The following is a 19,373-nucleotide window of genomic DNA, read 5'->3' as shown; positions in this document are numbered from 1 at the left end:
TCGACCGATTCGTACACCGGTGAAACCTGCTGTGCGACGGCCGTACGCCCTTGACAGCGAGATGTTTCATTGCCGACACATCCTGCCGGGTCCGGCGGATTGTGTTGCTGCGGACCGCCGACACGCCATAGAGTCGCCAACCGTCGGCATGGTGCCACGCTGACCTTGTCTAGAAGTTTCCTGGTCACCAAGGAGGTAAGACGACTTGTGAATGAGTCGACATTTTCTCCCGGGGGTGGTCAACCAGGAATGCCTGCACGGGGCCAGGGCCCCGCGGGATTCGAGGCTGTCGGCTCCGTAGCTGTGCGCACCTTCGCAGCCCACCAGAGTTCCGGTCCGCAGGCGGCCGGGACAGCACACCCGAGCATGGATGGCCATCACGTGAACGCCATGGCCGGCGACGGAAGTGGCGCGCCCCACAACCACTTCGCCGACTACGACGAACTGCCCGAGGGGCACTTCTACGACCCCGACGCCGAGTACGAGCCCGATCCGGAGTACGCGGCCACGCTCGCGCCCGACGCGGCCCGCCAGCGCCGCGAGCGCATCGGTCCGACCGGACGCCCGCTGCCGTACTTCCCGATCCCGGGCCCGCTGACCGACCACGGCCCCGCGAAGATCATCGCGATGTGCAACCAGAAGGGCGGCGTCGGCAAGACCACGTCGACCATCAACCTGGGTGCCGCGCTCGCGGAGTACGGGCGGCGCGTGCTGCTCGTGGACTTCGACCCGCAGGGCGCGCTGTCGGTGGGACTCGGCGTCAACCCGATGGAACTCGATCTGACGGTCTACAACCTGCTCATGGAGCGGGGCATGTCCGCGGACGAGGTCCTGCTGAAGACCGCGGTCCCCAACATGGACCTGCTGCCCTCCAACATCGACCTGTCGGCCGCAGAGGTCCAGCTGGTCTCCGAGGTCGCCCGCGAGTCGACGCTGCAGCGTGCCCTGAAGCCGCTGATGCCCGACTACGACTACATCGTGATCGACTGCCAGCCCTCGCTCGGCCTGCTCACCGTCAACGCCCTGACGGCCGCTCACAAGGTGATCGTGCCGCTGGAGTGCGAGTTCTTCGCCCTGCGCGGTGTGGCCCTGCTGACCGAGACGATCGAGAAGGTCCAGGAGCGGCTCAACCCCGAGCTCGAACTGGACGGCATCCTCGCCACGATGTACGACTCGCGCACGGTCCACAGCCGTGAGGTGCTGGCGCGTGTGGTCGAGGCCTTCGACGACCACGTCTACCACACCGTCATCGGCCGCACGGTCCGCTTCCCGGAGACCACAGTCGCCGGTGAGCCGATCACCACGTACGCCTCCAACTCCGTCGGTGCCGCCGCCTATCGCCAGCTCGCCAGGGAGGTGCTCGCCCGGTGTCACGCCGAGTGAGTCTGCCCGGGGCCGACGAACTCTTCCGTACGACAGGGGGGACGGCGCTTCAGCCGTCGACTCCTCGGCGCGCGGCGGGCGGTGAGGCCCGGGTGCCGGCTCCCGCGGGGGAGAGCGACGACGCGGCCGCCGGCGAGGACGCACCGCAGTCGGTGCCGGTCCAGGGCGGTGACGGCGAGGGAGCGGAGCACGCCGCGGCGGAGGCCGAGCAGGACGGGGCCGGCGAGTCCCGCACCCGCCCGGCGCGTCGGCAGGCGGCGCCGGACGGCTCTGTCGCACCCTCCGCCGCCGAGGCGCCGCGCAAGCGGGGGCGGGCGGCGACGCGGCGGCCCAGCGGGCGCGAGCGGCACGACGAGAAGATCACGGTGTATGTGTCGGCCGAGGAGCTGATGGATCTCGAGCACGCCCGGCTGGTGCTCCGCGGTGAGCACGGGCTCGCGGTCGACCGCGGGCGGATCGTCCGCGAGGCGGTGGCCGTGGTCCTGGCCGACCTGGAGTCCCGCGGTGACGCGAGCATCCTCGTACGCCGGCTGCGGGGGCGGTAGGGGTAGCCTGCGGGGGCCATGACCTCGAACGACGTTCCCCACCCCGGCGCCGGCGCCGGCCGTCGGCGTGCGCTGGGGCGGGGTCCAGGGGTCCCCCGAGTGGCTCCGCCGGTCTCGCCGGAGAGCGATCCGGCGCCCGGGTCCGAGTCTCCGGCACAGCCCGATGGGCACGAAGGCCTCCCGGCAGAGACACCCGCAACCACCCCACCCGAGTCACCGGCGCCCACACCGCCCGAAGAACCACCGACCACCGAGCCGGAAGCTCCCGCAGTCGGCAGGGCGGAAGTACCCGTGGGTGGCGGCTCCGAGGGGCCAGTGCCCGCCGAGCGAGAAGGGCTGGTGACTGCCGAGCCGGAAGCTCGCCCAGCTGCCGAGCCCGACGCTCCCGCAGTCGCCGGGTCGGAAGCCCGCGCAGTCGGCAGGCCGGAAGCGCCAGCGGTTTCCGGCTCAGAAGGGTCCGTGCCCGCCGGGCCGGAAGGGCTGGGGGCTGCCGGGCCGGAAGCTCGTAAAGCCGCCGAGTCCGACGCTCGCGCTGTCGCCGGGGCGGAGGCGCCCGCGGTTTCCGGCTCCGAGGGGTCCGCGCCCGCCGAGCCCGAGGCTCCCGCGGTCGCCGCGCCGGAAGCTCGTACAGCTGCCGAGCCCGGGGTCCGCGCAGTCGGCAGGTTGGAGGCGCCTGCGGTTGCCGGCTCCGACGGGCCGGCGCTCGCCGAGCCGGGAGAGCGGGGGGCCGTCGAGCCCGAAGCCTTCACGGTCACCGGGCCGGAAGCTCGTACAGCCGCCGAGTCCGACGCTCGCGCTGTCGCCGGGGCGGAGGCGCCCGCGGTTTCCGGCTCCGAGGGGTCCGCGCCCGCCGAGCCCGAGGCTCCTGCGGTCACCGGGCCGGAAGCTCGTACAGCTGCCGAGCCCGGGGCTCTCGCGGTCGTCGAGCCGGAGGCGGCCGTGTTCGCCGATGCCTCGGTGCCCGGAGTCGGTGGGACAGGAGAGACCGTGGAGTCCCAAGGCTCCGTCGACGGTGTCTTCAAGGTGCGGCTCGCCAACTTCGAGGGTCCCTTCGATCTGCTGCTCCAGCTGATCTCGAAGCACAAGCTGGACGTCACGGAGGTCGCGCTCTCCAAGGTCACCGACGAGTTCATGGCGCACATCCGGGCCATGGGACCCGACTGGGACCTGGACCAGACGACCGAGTTCCTCGTCGTCGCCGCCACGCTGCTCGATCTGAAGGCGGCCCGGCTGCTGCCCGCCGCCGAGGTCGAGGACGAGGCCGACCTGGCACTGCTGGAGGCGCGGGACCTGCTGTTCGCGCGGCTGCTGCAGTACCGCGCGTACAAACAGATCGCGGACATCTTCAACCGGCGGCTCGACGAGGAAGCCCGGCGCTGGCCCCGTACCGTCGGCCTGGAGCCGCAGCACGCCGAGCTGCTGCCCGAGGTCGTCATCAGCATCGGCCCCGAGGGATTCGCCAGGCTCGCGGTCAAGGCGATGCAGCCCAAGCCCAAGCCGCAGGTCTATGTCGACCACATCCACGCCCCGCTGGTCAGCGTGCAGGAACAGGCCGGAATCGTGGTCGCGCGGCTGAAGGAGCTGGGCGAGGCCAGCTTCCGGGCGCTGGTCGAGGACACCGACGACACCCTCACCGTCGTGGCCCGGTTCCTCGCCCTGCTGGAGCTGTACCGCGAGAAGGCCGTCGCCCTGGAACAGGAGGCCGCGCTCGGGGAGCTGCTGGTGCGCTGGACCGGCGGCGACACCGACACGGCACCGATGGTCACCGACGAGTTCGACCGGCCGCCCGAGCAGCCCAAGGAGGAGAAGAAGGCATGAGCGAGACCACGGAACTCCCCCAGGGACTGCGCGGCGTCGCCGACCTCGACCTCAAGCCCGCCCTGGAGGCGATGCTCATGGTCGTGGACGAGCCCGCGACCGAGGAGCACCTGGCCAAGCTGCTGGAGCGGCCGAGACGGCAGGTCGCGGACGCGCTGCGGGAGCTGGCCGACGAGTACACCGTGCAGGGCCGCGGCTTCGAGCTGCGGTTCGTCGCGGGCGGCTGGCGCTTCTACACCCGCGCCGAGTACGCCCCCGCCGTCGAGCGGCTGGTCCTGGACGGCCAGACCGCCCGGCTCACCCAGGCCGCGCTGGAGACCCTCGCGGTCGTCGCCTACCGGCAGCCGGTCAGCCGCAGCCGCGTCTCCGCCGTACGCGGAGTCAACTGCGACGGTGTGATGCGCACCCTCCTGCAACGGGGTCTGGTCGAGGAGGCGGGCACGGAACCCGAAACAGGTGCGATCCTGTACAGGACGACGAACTACTTCCTGGAGCGGATGGGCCTGCGTGGCCTGGACGAGCTTCCGGAGCTCGCGCCCTTCCTCCCGGAGGCGGAGGCGATCGAGGCCGAGACCCAGGAAGGGGTGCCGTCGTTCGACCCGGACGCGCCCGACGCGCCCGGTGCTCAGGACGCAGACGACTAAGACGGAAACCTTGATGCGAAGCAGCGGCAGCGGCAGGAACAGCGGCGGGCGCGGTAACTACCGCGGCGCCGGCAACAACCGGGACGAGCGGCAGGGGCAGGGCCGTCCCCGCAAGCCCCGCCCCGAGGAGCGCCGCTACGACGTGGGCCCCGGGGCCACGAAGGACGGCCCCAAGTCCGGGCGCGGCGGCGCGGCCCGCGGTGGCGCCAAGGGCGGCCCCAAGCAGGCCCAGCAGGGCGGCGGGCGCGGCCGGACGGCCCCCGCGCGCTCGCGTGAGTACGAGGCGCGGGTCGAGGAGCGCAACCGGGAGCGCTACGCCGGCAAGAAGGACGTCAAGCTGCCCAAGACCTTCCCGGGCGCCGAGCAGGAGGGCGAGCGGCTGCAGAAGGTCCTCGCGCGCGCCGGCTACGGCTCGCGGCGGGCCTGCGAGGAGCTGATCGAGCAGGCGCGGGTGGAGGTCAACGGCGAGATCGTCCTGGAGCAGGGCCGCCGGGTCGACCCGGAGAAGGACGAGGTCAAGGTCGACGGCCTGACGGTCGCGACGCAGTCGTACCAGTTCTTCTCGCTGAACAAGCCCGCCGGTGTCGTCTCCACGATGGAGGACCCGGAGGGGCGGCAGTGCCTCGGGGACTACGTCACCAACCGCGAGACGCGGCTGTTCCACGTGGGGCGGCTGGACACCGAGACCGAGGGCGTCATCCTGCTCACCAACCACGGTGAGCTGGCGCACCGCCTGACCCACCCCAAGTACGGCGTGAAGAAGACCTACCTCGCGGCGATCGTCGGCCCGATCCCGCGCGACCTGGGCAAGCGCCTGAAGGACGGCATCCAGCTGGAGGACGGCTACGCGCGCGCGGACCACTTCCGGGTCGTGGAGCAGACCGGCAAGAACTACCTGGTCGAGGTGACCCTGCACGAGGGCCGCAAGCACATCGTGCGGCGCATGCTGGCGGAGGCCGGCTTCCCGGTCGAGAAGCTGGTCCGCACCGCCTTCGGGCCGATCACCCTCGGCGACCAGAAGTCGGGCTGGCTGCGGCGCCTGTCCAACACCGAGGTCGGGATGCTGATGAAGGAAGTCGACCTCTAGGCCGACCTCGAAAACGCCTTGCCGCGATCACCATCCCCCTTTATTGTCAGAGTGACGATAAAGGGGGATGGTGATCCTATGTCCAAGCGTGCGGCCACCGGGGCACTGCTGGGCCTCGCCCTCGGGGACGCCCTCGGCTTCCCGACCGAGTTCAACGACGTACCGTCGATCCTCGCCAAGTGCGGGCCCTGGCGGGAGATGGAGCTGCCGCGGCGCGCCTTCGTCTCCGACGACACCCAGATGACCCTCGCCGTCGGGCGCGCGCTCAGGACGGCCATGGACCGCGGGTTCCTCGCCCCGCAGCGGCTGGAGCGGCCGCTGCGCGAGGAGTTCGTGGACTGGTACCACTCGCCGGAGAACAACCGCGCCCCGGGCCGCACCTGCCTGACCGCGTGCGGCCTGCTGACGGAGGAGGGCCGCGCCTGGCAGGACGCCAGTCAGGTCGGTTCCAAGGGCTGCGGCGCCAACATGCGCGTCGCCCCCGTCGGGCTCGCCCCCGGTCTGAGCGACGAACAGCGCGCCGGCGCCGCCCAGTTGCAGTCCGCGCTCACCCACGGCCACCCCACCGCGCTCGCCGCCTCCGAGCTGACCGCCCACGCCGTCCACCTGCTCGCCCGGGGCACCGACCCCACGGGACTGGTCGGACAACTCCGCTCGTACGCCTTGGACCACCGCACGCACTACGACCACACCTGGCTAGGCGACCTGTGGACCCGCTCCCAGGACCCCACCCCCGAGCACTTCATCGCCCGTGGCTGGGACGAGTGCCTGGCCGTCCTCGACCGGCTGCAGCAGGCCGTGCGGACCGTCTCCCCGGAGACCGACCCGTGCCTGGCCACCGGCGCGGGCTGGATCGCCGAGGAGGCCCTCGCCACGGGGCTGCTGTGCTTCCTGCTCTTCCCCGACGAGCCCGTCACCGCCTTGCGCCGGGCGGCCTGCTCCTCCGGCGACTCCGACTCCATCGCCTGCCTCACCGGCGCGTTCGCGGGCGCGTGGCTGGGCGAGGACGCCTGGCCGGCCGACTGGACGGAACGGATCGAGTACCGGGGCGATCTGTCGGCGCTGGGCACGCTCTGGGACGCTTAGGCCCATGATCGACGACCTCGACATCGACCTGAAGCCGGTGGTCGCGCAACAGCCCGACCCCCTGCTGTTCGCGACCGTCTCCGGAGCCCATCTGTACGGCTTCCCCTCGCAGGACTCCGACGTGGACCTGCGGGGCGTCCATGTGCTCCCGGCGGCCGACCTCGTCGGGCTGCGCGAGCCGGAGGAGACCCGCTCCCGGACCTGGGTGCGCTACGGCGTCGAACTGGACCTCGTCACCCACGATCTGCGCAAGTTCGTACGGCTGATGCTGCGCCGCAACGGCTATGTGCTGGAGCAGCTGCTCTCGCCGCTGGTCGTGCACACCGGGGACGCGCACCGGGAGCTGGCCGCCCTCGCCCCCGGCGTCCTCACCAGCCACCACGCCCACCACTACCGGGGTTTCGCGGTGACCCAGTGGCGGCTGTTCGAGAAGACCGGCGAACTCAAGCCGCTGCTCTACACGTTCCGGGTGCTGCTCACCGGCATCCACCTCATGCGCAGCGGCGAGGTCCAAGCCCACCTGCCCACGCTGCTGGAGGACCTCGACGCCCCCGGCTATCTGTCCGAGCTGATAGCCGCCAAGGCGGAGCGGGAGCACGGCAGCGCGGATGTCGCGCACACGCGCGTGGAGGCCGATGTGGAGCGGCTGCACGCCGAGCTCGACGAGGCCCAGTCCGCCTCGTCCCTGCCCGACGCGCCCGGTGCGTACGACGCGCTGCACGACTTCGTGGTCCGGGTCCGCCTGGGCGGCTGACCGGGAGGTCCAGGCCCACCTGCCCACGCTGCTGGAGGACCTCGACGCCCCCGGCTATCTGTCCGAGCTGATAGCCGCCAAGGCGGAGCGGGAGCACGGCAGCGCGGATGTCGCGCACACGCGCGTGGAGGCCGATGTGGAGCGGCTGCACGCCGAGCTCGACGAGGCCCAGTCCGCCTCGTCCCTGCCCGACGCGCCCGGTGCGTACGACGCGCTGCACGACTTCGTGGTCCGGGTCCGCCTGGGCGGCTGACCGGGGCGCCGGGGCGCTGTGCCGGAGCGTTCAGCGCAGCGCCGAGGCCCGGCGGGTGCGGAAGAGGAAGTCGGCCACGCGTGCGTGGTCCGGCTCCGGCGGCAGCGGGCTGTGGCGCAGGGCCTGCTCCGTCTCCGTCCCCAGCCGGGCCATCCACCTCTCGACCTCGGCCCAGGAGACCTCGCCCCGCTTCACCGCGAGCAGCGGCTCCCGCTGGTCGCCGACGTCGATCCGCAGCTCGCCCGTGCGCAGCAGCTCACGGGCGCTCGTCAGCAGCCGCAGCAGATGCATGGCGTGCTTCCAGCGCGGGGCACCCTGCGTGCGGACGTCCGCGTCCAGCTTCTTGCGCTGGCCGAGGGCGTAACGGGTGAAGGTGTCGTGGGCCCGGCGGGAGAGGAAGGCCCCGCGCAGGGACAGCAGCTCCCGGCCGGTGTCGTCCACATGCTCCACCAGCGGCGAGTGCAGGCACTCCAGGATGTTCGGGTTGCCGCGCAGCGCCAGCTCGCAGAACCGCTCCAGCTCCCAGGAGAACTGCTCCTCGCCCGGCCCCTCCACGTGCGTTTGCGGCTTCTCGAACCGCCAGAACAGGGGGGTGGGGGCGAGGAACACGCCCCGCCGGTCGGTGTCGCTCGTGTCCGTCGCCAGACCGAAGGTCCGGGAACCCATGACGCAGGCGTAGACGGTGTGGTCGCGTACCAGGGTCTCGGGCTGCATTCCGGGAGCGTACGCCGACCCCTCACGTCAGTTTGATCGAATTTCCCTCCACCTTGATCGACTTCGCCGGGAGCGGCCTCTTCGCCGGGCCGTGGGCCACCGAGCCGTCGGCGACGTGGAACTTGCTGCCGTGGCACGGGCAGTCGATCGTGCCGTCGGCGACCCTGCTCACCGTGCAGCCCAAGTGCGTGCAGATCGCCGAGAAGGCCTTGAAGTCGCCCTTCTTCGGCTGGGTGACGACGACTTTCTGGTCCTTGAAGATCTTGCCTCCGCCTTCGGGGATGTCACTGGTCTTGGCCAGCTCCGCGCCGCCGCTCGTGCTGCCGCCGCCACCGCATGCCGCGACGGGTGCGACGACCGCCGCCGCGCCCGTCGCCAGAACCGTGCGCCGCGTCGCGCCCTCAGCCATGCCGACCTCCGTACAACACGTCGAAACAGGTACATACCGGATTCCGGATCCACCGCATCGTCTCAGCGGTCGGGCGCCGTGCGCTTGGTCCGCGCGTGCTGACTACGCTGGACGGACCAAGAAAAGATCCGCATGTCAGCAGGGAGCAGCGCCGTGGCGGTACGAGCGGTCCGGGGAGCCGTCCAACTCGAGCGGGACGAGGCCGGGCACATGGACGAGCAGGTAGGAGCCCTGCTCACCGCCGTCCTGGAGCGGAACGCACTGACCGCCGACGACCTGATCAGCATCTGGTTCACGGCCACCCCCGACCTGCACAGCGACTTCCCGGCCGCTGCCGCCCGCAAGCTCGGCATCGTCGACGTCCCCCTGATCTGCGCCCAGGAACTGGACATCGAGGGCGCCATGCCAAGGGTCGTACGGCTGCTGGCGCACATAGAGTCGGACCGGCCCCGTGCCGACATCAACCACGTCTACCTCGGCGCCGCGGCCGCCCTGCGCAAGGACATCGCCCAGTGAGAACCGCCCTCGTCATCGGCACCGGCCTCATCGGCACCTCCGCCGCCCTGGCCCTCGTCCAGCGCGGTGTCACCGTGCACCTCGCCGACCACGACCCCGCGCAGGCCCGTACGGCCGCAGCGCTGGGCGCCGGCACCGACGAGGCCCCCGAGGGCCCGGTCGACCTGGCGATCGTGGCGGCTCCGCCCGCCCATGTGGCCGGAGTCCTCGCCGACGCCATGCGCCGGGGCGCGGCGCGCGGCTACGTCGACGTGGCCAGCGTCAAGGGCGGCCCGCGCCGCGAGCTTCAGGCGCTCGGCCTGGACCTGTCGTCGTACATCGGCACCCACCCGATGTCCGGCCGGGAGAAGTCCGGCCCGCTGGCCGCGACCGGCGACCTCTTCGAGGGCCGCCCGTGGGTGCTCACCCCGACCCGGGACACCGACACCGAGGTGCTGAACCTCGCCCTGGAGCTGGTCTCGCACTGCCGGGCCGTGCCGGTCGTCATGGACGCCGACGCCCACGACCGCGCCGTCGCCCTCGTCTCCCACATGCCCCACCTGGTGTCCAGCATGGTCGCCGCGCGCCTGGAGCACGCCGAGGAGTCCGCCGTACGGCTGTGCGGGCAGGGCATCCGGGACGTGACCCGGATCGCCGCCTCCGATCCGCGCATGTGGATCGACATCCTGTCCGCCAACCCGGGCCCGGTCGCCGACCTGCTCTCCGACGTCGCCGCCGACCTGGGCGAGACCGTCGAGGCCCTGCGCGCCCTGCAGTCCTCCGACGAGGCCAAGCGGCGCGAGGGCACCGCCGGCATCGAGGACGTGCTGCGCCGCGGGAACGCCGGCCAGGTGCGGGTACCCGGCAAGCACGGCAGCGCGCCGCGCGTGTACGAGACCGTCGTCGTGCTCATCGACGACCAGCCCGGCCAGCTGGCCCGTATCTTCGCGGACGCCGGACGTGCCGGGGTCAACATCGAGGACGTGCGCATCGAGCACGCGACCGGGCAGCAGGCGGGTCTGGTGCAGCTGAGCGTGGAGCTGAAGGCGGCGCCGGTGCTGAAGGAGGCGCTGCGGGAGCGGGGCTGGGCGCTGCGGCAGTAGGGCGGGCCTGTGCGTCCGGACGAGTGACCCGCACCCAGTAACCTTGTGCAGGGCGCTCCTGCCCCCCGCACCCGCCCACACCGCACCCAGGAAGGTGTCCCTCCGTGGAAAACGGCGCCGCCCCGACCGCCAAGCCCGTGATCGTCGCGATCGACGGCCCCTCCGGCACGGGCAAGTCGAGCACGTCGAAGGCCGTCGCCGCGCAGCTCGGCCTGAGCTACCTGGACACCGGCGCCCAGTACCGGGCGATCACCTGGTGGATGGTGAACAACGGCATCGACCTGGAGGACCCGACCGCCATCGCAGCCGTCGCGGGCAAGCCGGAGATCGTCTCCGGCACCGACCCGGCCGCCCCGGCCATCACCGTCGACGGCGTCGACGTGTCCGGCCCGATCCGCACCCAGGAGGTCACCTCCAAGGTCAGCGCGGTCAGCGCGGTGCCCGAGGTGCGCTCCCGGATCACCGAGCTGCAGCGCTCCCTGGCCGCCGGCGCGGAGAACGGCATCGTGGTCGAGGGCCGTGACATCGGTACGACCGTCCTCCCGGACGCGGACCTGAAGATCTTCCTCACCGCCTCCCCGGAGGCCCGCGCGGCCCGCCGCAGCGGCGAGCTGAAGGGCGCCGACATCCACGCCACCCGCGAGGCCCTGATCAAGCGGGACGCGGCCGACTCCTCCCGCAAGGCCTCGCCCCTCGCCAAGGCCGGCGACGCGGTCGAGGTGGACACCACCGAACTCACCCTCACCCAGGTCATCGAGTGCGTGGTCACCCTGGTCGAGGAGAAGCGGGCCGGGAAGTGAGCCGTCCGTCAGCTGCTTCGGAGAAGCTTCCCTCGCTGCGGGGCGCCGAGGTCGGGCGGCGCATCGGCGTCGGCCTGATGCACGGGCTGTTCAAGCCGCGCGTGCTCGGCGCCTGGAAGGTGCCCACGAGCGGCCCGGTGATCTTCGCCGTGAACCACTCCCACAACGTCGACGGCCCGATGGTCATGGGCGTGGCGCCCCGGCCGACGCACTTCCTGATCAAGAAGGAGGCCTTCGTCGGCCCGCTGGACCCCTTCCTGACCGGCATCGGCCAGCTGAAGGTGGACCGCGCCGCCGCCGACCGCACCGCGATCACCCGGGCCCTCGGCGTACTGGAGGCCGGGGGAGTGCTGGGCATCTTCCCGGAGGGCACCCGGGGCGAGGGCGACTTCGCCTCGCTGCGGGCCGGGCTCGCCTACTTCGCCGTACGCAGCGGGGCGCCGATCGTGCCCATCGCCGTACTGGGAAGTTCCGAGCGGCGCGGCCGGTTGATAAAGGGGCTTCCGCCCCTGCGCTCCCGCATCGACATCGTCTTCGGCGACCCCTTCGACGCGGGCGACGGCAGCGGCCGGCGCACGCGCAAGGCGCTGGACGAGGCGACCGAGCGCATCCAGAAGCAGCTCACCAGCCACCTGGAAAACGCCAGGCGCCTGACCGGGCGCTAGGCGACACTTGAGTAGTGGATCAGCCCGCGAGGGTTCACCCCGGCAGGGCCACTTCCACCGATCACCACGAAGAACGACGAGGTACGGACTACATGAACGACGACATCCAGCCCGGCGACTCGGCTGAGCACGAGTACGACCACGGGGCTCTCGGCGACGCCGAGTACGCGGAGTTCATGGAGCTCGCCGCGGAAGAGGGCTTCGACATCGAGGACGTCGAGGGCGCCATCGAGGCGGCGGGCCACGGTCCGCTGCCCGTGCTCGCCGTCGTCGGCCGCCCCAATGTCGGCAAGTCGACCCTGGTGAACCGGATCATCGGACGCCGCGAGGCGGTCGTCGAGGACAAGCCGGGCGTCACCCGCGACCGCGTCACCTACGAGGCCGAGTGGGCCGGCCGCCGCTTCAAGGTCGTCGACACCGGTGGCTGGGAGCAGGACGTCCTCGGCATCGACGCCTCCGTGGCCGCCCAGGCCGAGTACGCGATCGAGGCGGCCGACGCGGTCGTCTTCGTCGTGGACGCCAAGGTCGGCGCGACCGACACCGACGAGGCGGTGGTACGGCTGCTGCGCAAGGCCGGCAAGCCGGTCGTGCTGTGCGCCAACAAGGTCGACGGCCCGAGCGGCGAGGCCGACGCGGCCTATCTGTGGAGCCTCGGCCTCGGCGAGCCGCACCCCGTCTCGGCGCTGCACGGCCGCGGCACCGGCGACATGCTCGACGCGGTCCTGGAGGTGCTGCCGGACGCGCCGCGCGAGACCTTCGGCGGGGCCGGCATCGGCGGCCCGCGCCGCATCGCGCTCATCGGCCGCCCGAACGTCGGCAAGTCCTCCCTGCTGAACAAGGTCGCCGGCGAGGAGCGCGTCGTCGTCAACGAGCTGGCGGGCACGACCCGCGACCCGGTCGACGAGCTGATCGAACTGGGCGGCGTGACCTGGAAGTTCGTCGACACGGCCGGCATCCGCAAGCGCGTCCACCTCCAGCAGGGCGCCGACTACTACGCCTCCCTGCGCACCGCCGCCGCGGTGGAGAAGGCGGAGGTCGCCGTCATCCTGATCGACGCCTCCGAGAACATCTCCGTGCAGGACCAGCGCATCGTCACGATGGCCGTCGAGGCGGGCCGTGCGATGGTCATCGCCTACAACAAGTGGGACACCCTCGACGAGGAGCGCCGCTACTACCTGGAGCGCGAGATCGAGACCGAGCTGGGCCAGGTCGCCTGGGCCCCGCGCGTGAACGTCTCGGCGCGCACCGGCCGCCACATGGAGAAGCTGGTCCCGGCCATCGAGACCGCCCTGGCCGGCTGGGAGACCCGTGTCCCCACCGGCCGCCTGAACGCCTTCCTCGGCGAGCTGGTCTCGGCCCACCCGCACCCGATCCGGGGCGGCAAGCAGCCGCGCATCCTGTTCGGCACCCAGGCCGGCACCAAGCCCCCGCGGTTCGTCCTCTTCGCCTCCGGCTTCATCGAGGCCGGCTACCGGCGCTTCATCGAGCGCCGCCTGCGCGAGGAGTTCGGCTTCGAGGGCACCCCGATCCACATCTCCGTGCGGGTGCGCGAGAAGCGCGGCGCGAAGAAGAAGTAACGGCGGGGAGAAACAAGGCCGTACGACGTGAAGGGCGGCGCCCGGAGATCCGGGTGCCGCCCTTCACCGTGTGCCGGTCACACGCCCCGGCGCGGCCCCGGAGGGAGCGCCGCCGGCACGTGCTGCATCCCGGTGTCCTGCTGGTGCCGCCCCAGCGTGCCCACCCGCTGCCACTGCGACTGCTGCCGTGCGCTGTACGCCCCCGCGCTGTAGGCGCTGTACGAGCTGCTGAACGACCCCGCCCGGTGGCCCCCGTAGGACACCGAGCGGTCCACGAGCTGCCCGAAGGGGCTGAACGTCAGCTCCTCCTCCCCGCTGCGGTCACCCGGCAGCGTACGGAAGGTCTTGACCCACTCCGCGTAGAGCGAGTCGTAGATGGGAGTGGCCGAGACCCCACCGCCCCCGTCCTGCGCCAACCGCGCAGAGGGAACAGAGACGAAGGCGGACCGGCGGGGAGGGGGAGCGTCGTATGCGTGCACGTATGTCCAAACGACGGCGTCCCCAAAGAGATGCGGCTGTGCGGCATGCCTTTGGGGGCGCGGGGCGGTGCCGATGTGCGGCTCCGCCGCGCGGGCGCGGACGGCCACGGCGCGCCGCCCTCGCGAACGCGCCGTGGCTCCCCACCCACTCGGTCGAAAGGAATCACGTACCCGCGAGAGGAAGCGCCGCAGCGACCAACTTCCCGCTGGCCGCGGCCCTGTCGAGAGACTCCCGCAGCAGATCCTCCCGCGGCTGACGGCCGATGGAACCCACCGGCGCCGCGAACATCAGCACCTGCTGGTGCTTGTTCGCAGCGGCCCGCCAGCTGTCCGTCACCTGCAGCGGCTGATGCGCCTGCCACCAGGCCACCTGCCCGCCGTTCGCCGAAGGCTGCAGCACCGCGTGCAGCTGGCCCACGGCGAGCAGCACCGACCAGCCGTGCAGCACCGGCGGCACGGACGCCAGCTCGGTCAGCGGCATGAACCCCTGCTCGATGAGCAGCGGGAGGAAGTCGTCGCCGATCCCGGTGGAGCCCGGGCGCACGATCGGCGAGGTCGGCTCGACGACGAGCGCGGGGTGCAACTCGCCCTCGATCAGGACGAGTCCGCTGGTCACGCCGAGCACCGCCTGCTCGGGCACGGCCCTGTGCGGCTCACCCGCGGCGGCGGAACCCGCGGCAGCGGAGCCCGCGGCGACGTCGCCGATGGACCGGACGGCGCCCCGCAGCTGCTCCTCGGTGACCTGGACGACCTGCGAGGGCAGGCAGCTGGCGTGGGCGAAGGCGAGGACGGCGGTCTCGTCGCCGACGAACAGAACGGTGCTGGTGCGCTCCTGCTCGGAGTCGCCCGGGGTGCGGCAGGACGTGCAGTCGTAACTGCCCGGGGCGTTCTCTCCGGCGAGCAGCCGGTCGGCTTCTTCGTCGCCGATCTCGGCGCGTACGGCGTCACTGACGTCGAGCATGCGCGGCACGGTGGCTCCCTCGGGATGCGGTGCTGGGTCGGCCGGGTGGCTCCCGGCCGCTGAGTCCCGGGGTTCCGGGCTCATGAAGAAGACAACGGACGTCCTGTGGTGGGAGTCACGCCCCGGCGGCAACCGGTTCGAACCGACCGGTGCATACGGTCACCAACGGTCCGGAATGCGCTACTCACGGTCAACTCGTCGCCGAGTCAAGGAACTTGGAGCGGTGAAGTGGGTCACAGATCGCTTCAGTCGTTGGTCGAAAAATCAGGAAATCAGGGGATGTAGTGGGTGGCCGAAAATCGCCGCTACCCGGGGTAATGGGCAACTGGCCTGGAATGACAGAGAGTTGGTTGATTCCGACCGCTCGTCCTCCCTACATTCCTCCGCCGTGTGCAGCGAGCACCGCTCGGGTACGTCCGACGCCCGGCACCGGCACAGCACCAGCGCCGGCACCGGTCACCCGGACGGGGCGGGCACGAGCAACCGCGGTCCTGCGCGGCGAGACGTGCTCCGCCTGGGGGAGCCCGGGTTCGTGGAGAGGGAATTACATGTCCGAATGTGCCGATACCACCCGCAACACCACCCGTCCCGAGGGCGCCCGCAAGGGCCGTACGGCGGCCGCGCTGGCCGGAGCCGCGCTGCTGGCCCCGCTGGGACTGCTGGCCGCCACCGGCAACGCCGCCGCGGCGGACAACGGAGTGTGGGACCGCATCGCCCAGTGCGAGAGCGGCGGCAACTGGCACATCAACACCGGCAACGGCTACTACGGCGGGCTCCAGTTCTCCGCCGGCACCTGGCGCGCGTACGGCGGCACCGCCTACGCCCCGACGGCCGACCAGGCCTCCAGGAGCGCCCAGATCGCCGTCGCCACCAAGGTCCAGCAGGCCCAGGGCTGGGGCGCCTGGCCGGTCTGCTCCGCCCGCGCCGGAGCCTCCGGCGCCGCTCCCGCTGCGGCGCACACCGGTTCCTCCGGTTCGGCGGCCCCGAAGAGCAGCGTGACGACGAAGTCCGCGCCCGTGAAGTCCGCTCCGGCGAAGACGCCGGAACGTTCGGCGGCCCACACCGGCCGCAGCGCCTCCCACGGTGACTACACCGTCCGCGAGGGCGACACCCTGAGCGCCATCGCCGAGCGGCACGGCACCACCTGGCAGCGGATCTACGCCGCCAACAAGCAGGTCATCGGCGAGGACCCGAACCTGATCGTGCCCGGCCAGCGCCTCGCGCTCTGAGCACCCCCGCAGAACAGCCGCTGTCCGTCGAGGACAGCGGCTGTCCGCATCTCCTGGCAGACTCGGACCATGCTGGAGACCTCGGCACGTCTGCTCCGTCTGCTCTCGCTGCTCCAGGCCCACCGCGAGTGGTCCGGCGCCGAACTCGCCGACCGGCTCGGTGTCACGACGCGTACGGTCCGCCGGGACGTGGACCGGCTGCGCGAGCTGGGCTACCCGGTCAACGCCAGCCCCGGCACCGGCGGCGGCTACCAGCTGGGCGCGGGCGCCGAACTCCCGCCGCTGCTGCTGGACGACGACGAGGCCGTGGCCGTGGCGGTCGGCCTGCGCACCGCCGCCGGGCAGGGCATCGAGGGCATCGGCGAGACCTCCGTGCGCGCCCTCGCCAAGCTCGAGCAGGTGCTGCCGGGCCGGCTGCGCCGCCGGGTGAGCGCCCTGGGCGCCTTCACCGTGCCGATGCTGCGCGGCGGCCCGCCGGCCGCGGACGTCGACCCGGCGCTTCTGACCGAACTGGCCAACCTGTGCCGGGACGCCGAGCGGCTGCGCTTCGAGTACCGCACGCACGACGGCGCGGAGAGCCGCCGTACCGTCGAGCCGCACCGGCTGGTGTGCACCGAGCGGCGCTGGTACCTGGTCGCCTGGGACGTCGACCGCGCGGACTGGCGGACCTTCCGCGTCGACCGCATCACCCCCAAGCCGCCGCACGGGCCCCGCTTCACCCCGCGCGAGCCCCCGGCGGAGGATCTGGCCGCCTACGTCTCCACGGGCGTCTCCACGCGCGCCTACGCCACGCACTCCGCCGTACGGCTGCTGGTGCCCTTGCACGCGGCCGCGGAGCGCATCTCGCCGTCGGCCGGGACGCTGGAGGCGGACGGGGAGGACGCCTGCGTCCTGCGCAGCGGAGCGCCGAACCTGGAGGTGATGGTCGTTCACATCATGATGACCGGCCTGCCCTTCGAGGTGATCGAGCCCGCCGGGCTGACCGAGGAGATCAGGAGGATCCGGGACCGGCTCGATGCGGCTCTGGCGCGGACCGCGGCGCCTGCTCCTTCGCCGCGTACTCCGGGTGGTGCAGGTCGAACGCCGGGGACTCCGAGCGGATCCGGGGGAGTGTGACGAAGTTGTGCCGGGGCGGCGGGCAGGAGGTCGCCCACTCCAGCGAGCGGCCGTAGCCCCAGGGGTCGTCGGTGTCGACCTTCTCGCCGTACCTGGCGGTCTTCCAGACGTTGTAGAGGAACGGCAGCGTCGACAGGCCCAGCAGGAACGCGCCGATCGAGGAGACCGTGTTGAGCGCGGTGAAGCCGTCGGCCGCCAGATAGTCGGCGTACCGGCGCGGCATGCCCTCGGCACCCAGCCAGTGCTGCACCAGGAACGTGGTGTGGAAACCGGTGAACAAGGTCCAGAACTGGATCTTCCCCAGCCGCTCGTCCAGCATCTTCCCGGTGAACTTCGGCCACCAGAAGAAGAAGCCGCCGAAGACCGCGAAGACGACCGTGCCGAACACGACGTAGTGGAAGTGCGCGACCACGAAGTACGAGTCCGTGACGTGGAAGTCCAGCGGCGGGGACGCCAGGATCACCCCGGTCAGGCCGCCGAACAGGAACGTCACCAGGAAGCCCGTGGCCCACAGCATCGGCGTCTCGAAGGACAGCGAGCCGCCCAGCATGGTGCCGGTCCAGTTGAAGAACTTCACGCCCGTGGGCACCGCGATCAGGAACGACATGAAGGAGAAGAACGGCAGCAGCACCGCGCCGGTCGCGAACATGTGGTGCGCCCACACCACGACCGACAGCCCGGTGATCGCCATGGTCGCGGCGACCAGCGTCAGATAGCCGAAGACCGGCTTGCGGCTGAACACCGGGATGATCTCCGTGACGATCCCGAAGAACGGCAGCGCGATGATGTAGACCTCCGGATGCCCGAAGAACCAGAACAGGTGCTGCCACAGCAGCGCCCCGCCGTTCGCCGCCTCGAACACCTGCGAGCCGAACCGCCGATCCGCCTCCAGCACCAGCAGTGCCGCCGCCAGCACCGGGAACGCCAGCAGGATCAGGATCGACGTGAACAGCGTGTTCCAGGTGAAGACCGGCATCCGGAACATCGTCATGCCCGGCGCGCGCATCCCGATGATCGTGGTGATGAAGTTGACCGCGCCGAGGATCGTCCCGAAGCCGGACAGCGCCAGCCCCATGATCCACAGGTCCGGCCCGACGCCGGGGGAGTGCAGCGAGCTGTTGAGGGGCGCGTAGGCGAACCAGCCGAAGGCCGCGGGCCCGTCCGGGGTGAACAGCGAGCCGAGCACGATCAGCCCGCCGAAGGCGAACAGCCAGTACGACAGCATGTTCAGGCGCGGGAACGCCACATCGGGCGCGCCTATCTGCAACGGCATCAGCTCGTTGGCGAAGCCCGCGAAGCTCGGGGTCGCGAAGAGCAGCAGCATGATCGTGCCGTGCAGCGTGAACAGCTGGTTGTACTCCTCGTTGCTCATGATCTGCAGTCCCGGCCGGGCCAGCTCCGCGCGCATCAGCAGCGCCATGACCCCGCCGGCCAGGAAGAAGCCGAACGCCGTGATCAGGTACAGATGCCCGATCTTCTTGTGGTCGGTGGTGGTGAGCCAGTCGACCACCAGCCGGCCGGCCCGGTTCCTGCCGCACACCGGCCCTGCCGTCGCTCCCGCGGTTTCGGTCCCCATCGCTCGCCCCTTCGCATCGTCGCGCCCGGGTCCGCCGGCCCGCGTACCCGCGTGCCGGCGCCATGATGCTCGCGGGGTGACCCGCTCCGACAGGGGGCGTACACCGCCGATGTGCTGAATTCGTGAAAATTTCTATGCGGCGTCAGATGCCCTGCCGGCCCCGCCGGATTGCGCGCGGAATCACCCCTCTGGACCAAGTGCGGATCCCGGCGGTGGAAGTTTCCGCCGGGTAATTCCGCGGGCCGCTCAGGAGTGCTGTGAATTCCGTTCGATTACCCCGGTGCGCCCCGTGGAAACGCCCGTACGTGTGACTCGGTTCGGGGGAAACGCGGGCCGGCGGCTGTGACAGAAGTGTGACGGGAGCCGGATACGACCCTTACCTTGCGCTGCGCGGTAGCGTGGCGGCATGGCACCGATTCCCACTCCGCCAGCGGAGCCCCAGGACAGTCCGGACGGGTACGTCGGCCTCGACGCGGCGCTCGCCGAGCGGCTCGCCCGGGAGCGGGGGTGGACGACGGTACGGTCGCTGCCGCCGGGCGCGATCATCACCATGGAGTACCGGGTGGGCCGGCTCAACTTCGAGGTGCGGGACGACGTGGTGACCCGCGCGTGGAAGGGCTGAGGGCCGCGCCTTCGGACACCCGCAGGGCGAAGGCCCCGCTTCCCTCCTCCGGGAAGC

General features: G+C 71.6%; 20 protein-coding genes and 1 pseudogene. 16 read left to right on the top strand and 5 right to left on the bottom strand.

The window, feature by feature from the left end:
* The first annotated feature begins 249 nt into the window (after positions 1–249).
* From ACQPXS_RS13020 to ACQPXS_RS12985, 8 genes are all read left to right on the top strand, one after another.
* Complete coding sequence (locus tag ACQPXS_RS13020; protein ID WP_351803876.1) at positions 250–1,383, top strand: ParA family protein; 1,134 nt, start codon at positions 250–252, stop codon at positions 1,381–1,383.
* Positions 1,368–1,928 (top strand): hypothetical protein, encoded by a 561-nt coding sequence (locus ACQPXS_RS13015; protein ID WP_351803878.1) that lies wholly within the window; start codon positions 1,368–1,370, stop codon positions 1,926–1,928. The genes ACQPXS_RS13020 and ACQPXS_RS13015 overlap by 16 nt, the downstream gene beginning before the upstream one ends.
* Positions 1,929–2,591: 663 nt before the next feature.
* Complete coding sequence (locus ACQPXS_RS13010; protein ID WP_433449332.1) at positions 2,592–3,746, top strand: segregation/condensation protein A; 1,155 nt, start codon at positions 2,592–2,594, stop codon at positions 3,744–3,746.
* Positions 3,743–4,390: an SMC-Scp complex subunit ScpB gene (gene scpB / locus ACQPXS_RS13005; RefSeq protein ID WP_351803880.1), complete on the top strand. Its 648-nt coding sequence runs from the start codon at positions 3,743–3,745 to the stop codon at positions 4,388–4,390. Before ACQPXS_RS13010 ends, scpB begins: the two co-directional genes overlap by 4 nt.
* Before the next feature lie 13 nt (positions 4,391–4,403).
* Entirely contained in the window at positions 4,404–5,477 is a 1,074-nt protein-coding gene (locus ACQPXS_RS13000) for a pseudouridine synthase (protein WP_356314156.1), read from the top strand.
* A 78-nt stretch (positions 5,478–5,555) separates the two neighbouring features.
* Complete coding sequence (locus ACQPXS_RS12995; RefSeq protein WP_433449331.1) at positions 5,556–6,563, top strand: ADP-ribosylglycohydrolase family protein; 1,008 nt, start codon at positions 5,556–5,558, stop codon at positions 6,561–6,563.
* A 4-nt stretch (positions 6,564–6,567) separates the two neighbouring features.
* Positions 6,568–7,317 carry a nucleotidyltransferase domain-containing protein gene (locus ACQPXS_RS12990; RefSeq protein WP_433449330.1) on the top strand — a complete coding sequence of 250 codons (750 nt, stop codon included), beginning with the start codon at positions 6,568–6,570 and terminating at the stop codon, positions 7,315–7,317.
* Positions 7,265–7,570, top strand: coding sequence for a DNA polymerase beta superfamily protein (locus ACQPXS_RS12985; RefSeq protein WP_433449329.1), 306 nt, complete (start codon positions 7,265–7,267; stop codon positions 7,568–7,570). The genes ACQPXS_RS12990 and ACQPXS_RS12985 overlap by 53 nt, the downstream gene beginning before the upstream one ends.
* Before the next feature lie 30 nt (positions 7,571–7,600).
* Here the strand turns inward: ACQPXS_RS12985 and ACQPXS_RS12980 are convergent, their stop codons facing one another.
* Together ACQPXS_RS12980 and ACQPXS_RS12975 are read right to left on the bottom strand one after the other, a co-directional pair.
* Positions 7,601–8,284 (bottom strand): nucleotidyltransferase domain-containing protein, encoded by a 684-nt coding sequence (locus ACQPXS_RS12980; protein WP_433449328.1) that lies wholly within the window; start codon positions 8,282–8,284, stop codon positions 7,601–7,603.
* A gap of 22 nt (positions 8,285–8,306) precedes the next feature.
* Complete coding sequence (locus ACQPXS_RS12975; protein WP_433449327.1) at positions 8,307–8,693, bottom strand: Rieske (2Fe-2S) protein; 387 nt, start codon at positions 8,691–8,693, stop codon at positions 8,307–8,309.
* 153 nt (positions 8,694–8,846) lie between these two features.
* On the opposite strand from ACQPXS_RS12975, the gene aroH reads away from it, so the two are divergent.
* The 5 genes from aroH (at position 8,847) to der (ending at position 13,333) form a co-directional block, all read left to right on the top strand.
* A complete protein-coding gene (gene aroH, locus ACQPXS_RS12970) occupies positions 8,847–9,209 on the top strand; it encodes a chorismate mutase (protein WP_433449326.1) in 363 nt (120 codons plus the stop codon).
* Positions 9,206–10,291, top strand: coding sequence for a prephenate dehydrogenase (locus ACQPXS_RS12965; RefSeq protein ID WP_433449325.1), 1,086 nt, complete (start codon positions 9,206–9,208; stop codon positions 10,289–10,291). Before aroH ends, ACQPXS_RS12965 begins: the two co-directional genes overlap by 4 nt.
* Positions 10,292–10,395: 104 nt before the next feature.
* Positions 10,396–11,091, top strand: a complete 696-nt coding sequence (gene cmk / locus ACQPXS_RS12960) for a (d)CMP kinase (RefSeq protein ID WP_351803896.1) — start codon at positions 10,396–10,398, stop codon at positions 11,089–11,091.
* Entirely contained in the window at positions 11,049–11,756 is a 708-nt protein-coding gene (locus ACQPXS_RS12955; RefSeq protein ID WP_433449324.1) for a lysophospholipid acyltransferase family protein, read from the top strand. Before cmk ends, ACQPXS_RS12955 begins: the two co-directional genes overlap by 43 nt.
* A gap of 92 nt (positions 11,757–11,848) precedes the next feature.
* The gene (gene der / locus ACQPXS_RS12950) at positions 11,849–13,333 is read left to right on the top strand and encodes a ribosome biogenesis GTPase Der (protein ID WP_351803900.1); all 1,485 of its coding nucleotides are present in this window, start codon (positions 11,849–11,851) and stop codon (positions 13,331–13,333) included.
* A gap of 77 nt (positions 13,334–13,410) precedes the next feature.
* Here der and ACQPXS_RS12945 read toward each other — a convergent pair whose 3' ends face one another.
* Positions 13,411–13,812: a hypothetical protein gene (locus tag ACQPXS_RS12945; RefSeq protein ID WP_433449323.1), complete on the bottom strand. Its 402-nt coding sequence runs from the start codon at positions 13,810–13,812 to the stop codon at positions 13,411–13,413.
* Positions 13,813–13,975: 163 nt separating this feature from the next.
* A complete protein-coding gene (locus tag ACQPXS_RS12940) occupies positions 13,976–14,782 on the bottom strand; it encodes a hypothetical protein (protein ID WP_351803905.1) in 807 nt (268 codons plus the stop codon).
* A gap of 539 nt (positions 14,783–15,321) precedes the next feature.
* Between ACQPXS_RS12940 and ACQPXS_RS12935 the strand changes: the two genes are divergently transcribed.
* Together ACQPXS_RS12935 and ACQPXS_RS12930 are read left to right on the top strand one after the other, a co-directional pair.
* On the top strand, positions 15,322–16,002 hold the full coding sequence (locus ACQPXS_RS12935) for a transglycosylase family protein (RefSeq protein WP_356314189.1): 681 nt from the start codon (positions 15,322–15,324) through the stop codon (positions 16,000–16,002).
* Positions 16,003–16,071: 69 nt separating this feature from the next.
* Positions 16,072–17,118, top strand: coding sequence for a helix-turn-helix transcriptional regulator (locus ACQPXS_RS12930; RefSeq protein ID WP_356314192.1), 1,047 nt, complete (start codon positions 16,072–16,074; stop codon positions 17,116–17,118).
* Here ACQPXS_RS12930 and ctaD read toward each other — a convergent pair.
* Positions 17,009–18,694 (bottom strand): annotated as a pseudogene (gene ctaD, locus ACQPXS_RS12925) (aa3-type cytochrome oxidase subunit I); the annotation flags it as partial. The gene ACQPXS_RS12930 and the pseudogene ctaD sit on opposite strands and share 110 nt — an antisense overlap.
* A gap of 406 nt (positions 18,695–19,100) precedes the next feature.
* Here ctaD and ACQPXS_RS12920 point away from each other — a divergent pair.
* A complete protein-coding gene (locus ACQPXS_RS12920) occupies positions 19,101–19,316 on the top strand; it encodes an I78 family peptidase inhibitor (protein ID WP_351803911.1) in 216 nt (71 codons plus the stop codon).
* Positions 19,317–19,373: the final 57 nt, after the last annotated feature.

The sequence above is a fragment of the Streptomyces sp. CA-142005 genome, assembly GCF_050942335.1.
Classification (GTDB): domain Bacteria; phylum Actinomycetota; class Actinomycetes; order Streptomycetales; family Streptomycetaceae; genus Streptomyces.
This window is presented reverse-complemented; position numbering and strand designations above follow the sequence as displayed.

Coding starts and splice junctions, on each gene's coding strand:
- der (WP_351803900.1), top strand. CDS start 11,849: ATGAACGACGACATCCAGCCCGGCGACTCGGCTGAGCACGAGTACGAC.
- scpB (WP_351803880.1), top strand. CDS start 3,743: ATGAGCGAGACCACGGAACTCCCCCAGGGACTGCGCGGCGTCGCCGAC.
- ACQPXS_RS13020 (WP_351803876.1), top strand. CDS start 250: ATGCCTGCACGGGGCCAGGGCCCCGCGGGATTCGAGGCTGTCGGCTCC.
- ACQPXS_RS12990 (WP_433449330.1), top strand. CDS start 6,568: ATGATCGACGACCTCGACATCGACCTGAAGCCGGTGGTCGCGCAACAG.
- ACQPXS_RS12935 (WP_356314189.1), top strand. CDS start 15,322: ATGTCCGAATGTGCCGATACCACCCGCAACACCACCCGTCCCGAGGGC.
- ACQPXS_RS12975 (WP_433449327.1), bottom strand. CDS start 8,693: ATGGCTGAGGGCGCGACGCGGCGCACGGTTCTGGCGACGGGCGCGGCG.
- ACQPXS_RS12920 (WP_351803911.1), top strand. CDS start 19,101: ATGGCACCGATTCCCACTCCGCCAGCGGAGCCCCAGGACAGTCCGGAC.
- ACQPXS_RS13000 (WP_356314156.1), top strand. CDS start 4,404: ATGCGAAGCAGCGGCAGCGGCAGGAACAGCGGCGGGCGCGGTAACTAC.
- ACQPXS_RS12980 (WP_433449328.1), bottom strand. CDS start 8,284: ATGCAGCCCGAGACCCTGGTACGCGACCACACCGTCTACGCCTGCGTC.
- ACQPXS_RS12995 (WP_433449331.1), top strand. CDS start 5,556: ATGTCCAAGCGTGCGGCCACCGGGGCACTGCTGGGCCTCGCCCTCGGG.
- ACQPXS_RS12930 (WP_356314192.1), top strand. CDS start 16,072: ATGCTGGAGACCTCGGCACGTCTGCTCCGTCTGCTCTCGCTGCTCCAG.